The 6186-nt window shown below is 75.8% G+C and carries 6 protein-coding genes; 3 read left to right on the forward strand and 3 right to left on the reverse strand.

Annotation, left to right across the window (positions count from 1 at the left end; genetic code table 11):
* Nucleotides 1–37 precede the first annotated feature (37 nt).
* From ACRYR2_RS23395 to ACRYR2_RS23405, 3 genes are read right to left on the reverse strand one after another with little or no spacing between them, the layout of a single operon-like run.
* Complete coding sequence (locus ACRYR2_RS23395; protein ID WP_432565300.1) at nt 38–415, reverse strand: type II toxin-antitoxin system VapC family toxin; 378 nt, start codon at nt 413–415, stop codon at nt 38–40.
* A complete protein-coding gene (locus tag ACRYR2_RS23400; protein WP_432565301.1) occupies nt 412–666 on the reverse strand; it encodes a type II toxin-antitoxin system Phd/YefM family antitoxin in 255 nt (84 codons plus the stop codon). Before ACRYR2_RS23400 ends, ACRYR2_RS23395 begins: the two co-directional genes overlap by 4 nt.
* A gap of 47 nt (nt 667–713) precedes the next feature.
* Entirely contained in the window at nt 714–2777 is a 2064-nt protein-coding gene (locus ACRYR2_RS23405) for a hypothetical protein (protein ID WP_432565302.1), read from the reverse strand.
* Nucleotides 2778–2833: 56 nt separating this feature from the next.
* Between ACRYR2_RS23405 and ACRYR2_RS23410 the strand changes: the two genes are divergently transcribed.
* The 3 genes from ACRYR2_RS23410 (at nt 2834) to ACRYR2_RS23420 (ending at nt 6141) form a co-directional block, all read left to right on the forward strand.
* Nucleotides 2834–3571, forward strand: coding sequence for a TIGR03089 family protein (locus tag ACRYR2_RS23410; protein WP_432565303.1), 738 nt, complete (start codon nt 2834–2836; stop codon nt 3569–3571).
* The gene (locus ACRYR2_RS23415) at nt 3571–4623 is read left to right on the forward strand and encodes an AbrB family transcriptional regulator (protein WP_432565304.1); all 1053 of its coding nucleotides are present in this window, start codon (nt 3571–3573) and stop codon (nt 4621–4623) included. Before ACRYR2_RS23410 ends, ACRYR2_RS23415 begins: the two co-directional genes overlap by 1 nt.
* Nucleotides 4624–4815: 192 nt before the next feature.
* Entirely contained in the window at nt 4816–6141 is a 1326-nt protein-coding gene (locus tag ACRYR2_RS23420) for an APC family permease (protein ID WP_432565305.1), read from the forward strand.
* The last annotated feature ends 45 nt before the right edge of the window (nt 6142–6186 follow it).

Genomic DNA, 6186 nt, shown 5'->3' on the forward strand with positions numbered 1-6186 from the left:
CGAGGGTGCGCGCGCGCCGGCCCGGGCCCACCGTCGATCACGGCTGCAGCAGCCGGACGTCGTAGTCGGCGAAGCGCCGGTCGACGGTGAGCAGCAGCAGGTCCCGTCGAACGGCCTGCGCGATGAGCATCCGGTCGAACGGATCGCCGTGGTGGAGAGGCAGAGCGCCAGCGGCCAGTCCGTCCTCGACCGTCACCGGCAACTCCGTGAAGCCCTGCCGCTCCAGCTCGCCGCGGAGGTCGCCCGGCACGTGGAGCTTCCCCTGGGCGGACTTGACCGCCATCTCCCACGCGGACGCGGCCGAGACGAACACGTCCCGTTCCGCTTGTGCGAGAGCGGCACCCATGCGCTCGGGCAGGCGCTCGTCCCCGGCGAGCCACCACAGGAGGACGTGCGTGTCGACCAGGAGACTCACGACGTCGGGGGTTCCACGTCGCCCTCGTAGAACGAGGCCAGCAGGTCGTCCGAGGTCTCGTCGAAGTCGTCGGTGATGACCACCTGCCCCTTCCACGTCCCCGGTTGGCGCACACCCCGCGGGCGGGCCGGCACGAGCCGGGCGACGGGTTTGCCCGAGCGGGCGATCACCACGTCCTCACCCTGCTCGACGGCCTCGAGCAGGCGGGACAGGTGCGTCTTCGCCTCGTGGACGTTCACCGTCTGCGTCATGACCCCAGGCTATGGACCAAGTCTGGCTAAGTCCACACGCGGCCGGGCTACGGCGCCGTGCCCGTCACCAGCCGCACGTCGATGTACTGCATCCCGTCCGGCCGCTCCTCCAGCACCCGCTCGTCCTCGCCGGTGCGGCGGTCGGTGACCACGCGCGGGGCCGCGACCCCCAGCCGCTGCAGCACCTCCACGGGGTCGGTGTCGCCCCCGGCCGCCACGAGCACGGGGTTGCCGCCGGCCTCGCGGATCCGGGCGGCCTGCCGGTCGACGGCCGCGGCCAGCGTCGCCCAGTACTGCTCGGTGCCCGGCGCCCCGTCGGCGGTCGCGACCACGACCGAGGCCGTCGGCACCCCGCACGTCCCGCGCAGCACCTGCGGCCACTCGTTGCGCGAGCGCGGGTCGACCGCGAGCGCCACGTCGTCGGGGCCGAAGCTCGCGCACGCCTGCGCGACCGCCTGCGGCTCCCCGGCCTCGGTGCGCTGGGTGGCCACCGGCAGGGTCGCGACGGCGGCCGGCACGAGCAGCAGCACGACGGCGATCGCGACCCGCAGCCAGCTCAGCGACAGGTGCGCGTACCGGTCGACGACCCACCGGCAGGCGACGACGGCCAGCACCACCACCGCCGGCAGCACCACGACGACGAGCCGGCGGTCGGCCCACGGGTGGTCGGGGGTGATGCCCGGCCGGTACAGCGTCAGCAGCGTCGAGCCCATCGCCACGACGTACGGGGCGAACCACGCCGGCAGCGTGTCCCGGCCCTGGACGGCGCGGACCACCCGCGGCAGCGCGACGACGGCCGCGGCCCCGGCCAGCACGACGGCCGGCCAGCCCAGGTACCAGGCGATCCAGTCGATCGAGTGCTCGGCGTAGGTGCGGCCGCCGTCGACCGTCAGCCCCTGCGCCTGCTGCAGCCCGGCGACGAGCTTGCTGCCGGAGTCCTCGGGGTCCTGCCGCACCACCAGCCACCACGGCCGGCTGGCCAGCACGAGCAGCACGACCCCCAGCGCGGCGGCCAGCACGGTCGGCAGCCGGTCGCCGGTCAGCCAGCCGAACCGGCCCAGCCAGCCGGCGCGGGCCAGCCGGGCCAGCACCGCGCACACGGCGGTGAGGAACACCAGGCCCGCCACCAGCGGGACCAGCGACCCGGCGATGGTGCCCAGGTAGGGCCGGGAGGTCAGCAGCGCCGCGGCCACCGCGAGCGCCGAGGCGAGCGCGGTCCCCGAGAGCAGCGCCCGCGTACCGGGGTGACGGACGACCAGCAGCACCGCGATCACCGGGACCAGGACGGCGACCTCGCGCAGGAAGTCGATCCGCACGAACCCGCAGGCCCCGACGAGCAGCCCGACTCCGCCGCCGAGGCGGGCCGCGGTGCGGCCGGTCGCCGGGACCGCCGCCACCAGCAGCGAGGCGGCGCCGACCAGGACGAGCAGCGCGGGCGGTTCGGAGTAGGTGGACCGGTTGGCGTGCAGCACGGGCTGGGCCAGCGCGAACGCCCCGGCGGCCAGCGGCGCCCAGCGCGCCCCCGCGAGGCGGGCCGTGAGCCCCGCGACGGCGAGGACCCCGAACCCGCCGAGGACGGCCGGCGCGACGAACATCCCCGTCCACCCACCGGCCCACTCCCCGAGGGAGTACAACGCCGGCGCGCCGAGCAGGAACTGGGGGACGACGTGGTCGCCGACCTCGTAGAACGCCGGTGAGGCGAGCGTGACGTTGGGGTCGGCGAGCGCGGCGGCCCCGCCCAGCGCGCTCAGCGCCGGGTCGACGGGCAGCCCGTGGTGCGTGGCCAGCTGGTGGGCGTACAGCGCGACCGATCCGGCGTCGCGGCGCAGGACGACGTGCTCGGCGTGGGTGAGCGCGGCCCAGGTCCCGGCGGCCACCGAGATCGCCAGGCTCGCGCCCGCCGGGACCCAGCCCGCCGCGACGACGGGGGTCCCCCAGGCGAGCCGCCCGGCCAGGGCGGCGACCACGACCGCGACCGGCACCGCGACGGCCGGGGTCCACAGGTCCAGCAGCACCAGCGGGACGGCGACGGCCGTCACCGCGGCGACCGCGGCGGCGAGGACGACGGGAACCCGCGTCAAGAGGATCGCGGCGGGTGTCTCGTCTCTCACGCCGCGAGAACCTACCGTCGTCGGGCAGCCGCCCCCGGGACGCGTACCGTGACGCCGTGCCCGCTGTCCCCTCCCGTTCCGTCCCGGCCCTGCTGCGCTCGCTGCAGGACGACGACCCGGGGGTGCCCCGGCTGACGTGGTACGCCGCCGACCACGAGCGCAGCGGCGAGCGGGTCGAACTGTCCGCGCGGGTGCTGTCGACCTGGGTGGCCAAGACGGCGAACCTGCTCGAGGAGGAGTTCGACGCCGGACCGGGGTCGGTCGTGGCGATCGACCTGCCCACGCACTGGCGGACGCTGGTGTTCCAGCTGGCGGCCTGGTCGACGGGCGCGGCGGTGCGGCTGGGCCCGGACCGACCCGCCGACGTCCTCGTCTCCTCCTCGGTGGAGGCGTTGCGGCGCAACGCCTCCACCGAGCGCATCGCGGTGTCGCCGGCCCCGCTGGCCAGGGACTTCGGCGCGGAGGTGCCCGAGGGGGTGCTCGACTACGCCCGCGTGATCACCGGCTACGGCGACACGTACTCCCCGATGGTCGAACCCGGCCCGGAGGACCCGGCGCTGGAGACGGCCGACGGGTCCGCGCTGACCCACGAGGGGCTGCTCGCCGGCGCGGCCGAGGCCGGCGCCGGGTGGCCGCCCGGGGTGCGCCTGCTCACCGACGTCGGCCCGGCCGACGTCGTCCGGGGACCGCTGGCGGCGTGGGTGCGCACCGGCTCGGTCGTGCTCACCCCCGACCTGGGGTCGCTGCCGGAGAAGGTGGCCGCCGCCGAGCGCACGACCGCCACGCTGTCGTAGTGCGGCGCGCGGGTCACGTCCTCGCGCTGGTCGCCGCCACCGTCGTCGCGACCCTGCTGCTCGGCCGGCTCGGCCTGCCCTCCCCCGCCCTGTTCGCCGGGCTGGCCGCAGGTCTGGTCGACGCCCTCCTGTCCCGGCGCGCCGTGAGGCTGCCGCCGCTGGCCGGCACGGCGGGGCAGGCCGTCGTCGGGGTGACCATCGGCACGCTCGTGCAGCTGTCGACCCTGTCGGCCCTCGGCGCGCACTGGCTGCCGGTGCTGGGCGTGACGGTCGGGACGCTGCTGCTGAGCCTGGGCACCGGCTGGCTGCTCGGCCGGCACCGCGACGTCGACGCCGTCACCGGGGCGTTCGCGCTCGTGGCCGGCGGCGCCAGCGGGCTGGTCGTCATCGCCCGCCAGCTGGGCGCCGACGAACGGGTCGTCGCCGTCGTGCAGTACGTGCGGGTCCTGCTCGTCGTGCTGTCGCTGCCGCTGGTCCTCAACGTCGTCTTCGGGGTCCGCGCGTCGGGATCCGTCGCGGCCGGCGACCAGGACTGGGCCGTCGGGGTGGGGCTCGTCGTGGTCTGCGGCCTGGCCGGGCCCTGGCTGGGCCGGCGGGCGCACCTGCCCGCGCACACGCTGCTGGGTCCGCTGCTGCTGGCCGCGGCCGCGTCGCTGACCGGCCTGACGGGTGGGGCACAGGTGCCGGACCTGCTGCAGCAGGTCGCCTACGCCCTCATCGGCCTGCAGATCGGGCTGCGCTTCACCCGGGCCAGCCTGGCCACCGTCGCGCGCGTGCTGCCCGCGGCGCTCGCGCTCATCGTGGTCGGCGTGCTGGGCAGCGCGGGGCTGGGGGTGGCGCTGTCGCGCGTGAGCGGGCTGCCCGCCCTGGACACCTACCTGGCCACGACGCCCGGCGGGTTGTACGCCGTGCTCGCCGCGGCCGTCGGCTCCGGCGCCGACGCGACGTTCGTGCTGTCGGTGCAGGTGCTGCGGCTGCTGGTGATGCTGCTCGCCGCCCCCGTCCTGGCGCGCCTGCTGGCCGGTCGGGGACGCCCGGCGGGGCAGGGGTGATCGCCGCGGGTGCTGGGCCGGGGGGGCGGACCGTTGACGCATCGGGCCGGTAGGTCCGGCCCATTGCGTCAACGGTCCCCCACCGGGGCGCCGCGCGCTGCACCCTGACGTCGAGGGGTGCCGCGGTCGACGGCCGGGTCGGCTGAGACGTTCCCGGTGGTTGACCCGGCCGCGCACGGGTAGACATCGCCTGTGACCACGACCACCTCAGCACCGGCGGGGAACAGCCTTCGTCGGGCCATCAGCGGCAAGCTGCTCTTCCTGTTCATCCTCGGCGACGTCCTGGGCGCGGGCATCTACGCCCTCGTCGGGGTGCTCGCCGGGGAGGTCGGCGGGGCGATCTGGGTGCCGCTGCTCGTGGCCCTGCTCCTGGCCCTGCTGACGGCGTCGTCGTACGCCGAGCTGGTCACCAAGTACCCCAAGGCCGGTGGTGCGGCCGTGTTCGCCCAGCGGGCGTTCAACCGCCCGCTGGTCTCCTTCCTCGTCGGGTTCTCCATGCTGGCCGCCGGCGTGACCAGCGTCGCCGGCCTGGCGCTGGCCTTCTCCGGCGACTACCTGGGCGCGCTGGTCGACGTCCCGCCGCTGCCGGCGGCCCTGGTCTTCCTCGTCCTGGTGGCCCTGCTGAACGCCCGCGGCATCAAGGACTCCCTGCGCGCCAACGTCGTCATGACGGTCATCGAGGTCGGTGGTCTGCTGCTGGTCGTCGCCCTGGCGGCGGTGGTGCTGGGCCGTGGCGACGGGTCGCCCGGGCGCGTCGTGGAGTTCTCCGCCGACCAGGCGCCGGTGGCCGGGATCCTGGCCGCGGCCGTGCTGGCCTTCTACTCCTTCGTCGGCTTCGAGACCTCGGCCAACGTGGCCGAGGAGGCCGTGGACCCCAGCCGCACCTACCCGCGGGCCCTGTTCGGCGGGCTTGCGGTGGCCGGCCTGGTGTACGTGCTCGTCGGCCTGGCCGTCTCCACGGCCGTGGCCCCCGAGCAGATCGCCGGCTCCGACGGTCCGCTGCTGGAGGTCGTCCGCGTCGCCGACGTCGGCATGCCGGGCTGGGTCTACTCGCTCATCGCGCTGATCGCCGTGGCCAACGGTGCCCTGCTGACCGCCATCATGTGCAGCCGGCTGACCTACGGCATGGCGACCGAGGGCCTGCTGCCGCCCGTGCTGGGTCGCGTCCTGCCGCACCGCCGCACCCCGTGGGTCGCCATCGTCGTCACCACGCTGGTCTCGATGGCGCTGGTCGCCAGCGGTGACCTGGCGACGCTGGCGGCGACCGTCGTGCTGCTGCTGCTGTTCGTCTTCATCGCCACGAACGTGGCGGTGCTGGTGCTGCGCCGCGACCGCGTGGAGCACCGGCACTTCCGCGCCCCCACGGTGCTGCCCGTGCTGGGCGTGGTCTCCTGCGTGGCGCTGCTGACCCAGCAGGAGGCGGGCGTGTGGGTGCGCGCGCTGGTCCTGCTGGCGATCGGCGTCGTGCTGTTCCTGGTGACCCGCCGCGCCTCCCGCCGCCCCGCAGCGGCCCGCTGAGCGACGGACCGTTGACGCATCGGGCCGGACCTACCGGCCCGATGC

This window comes from Kineococcus deserti, assembly GCF_050871945.1.
In the GTDB taxonomy this organism is placed as follows: Bacteria; Actinomycetota; Actinomycetes; order Actinomycetales; family Kineococcaceae; genus Kineococcus.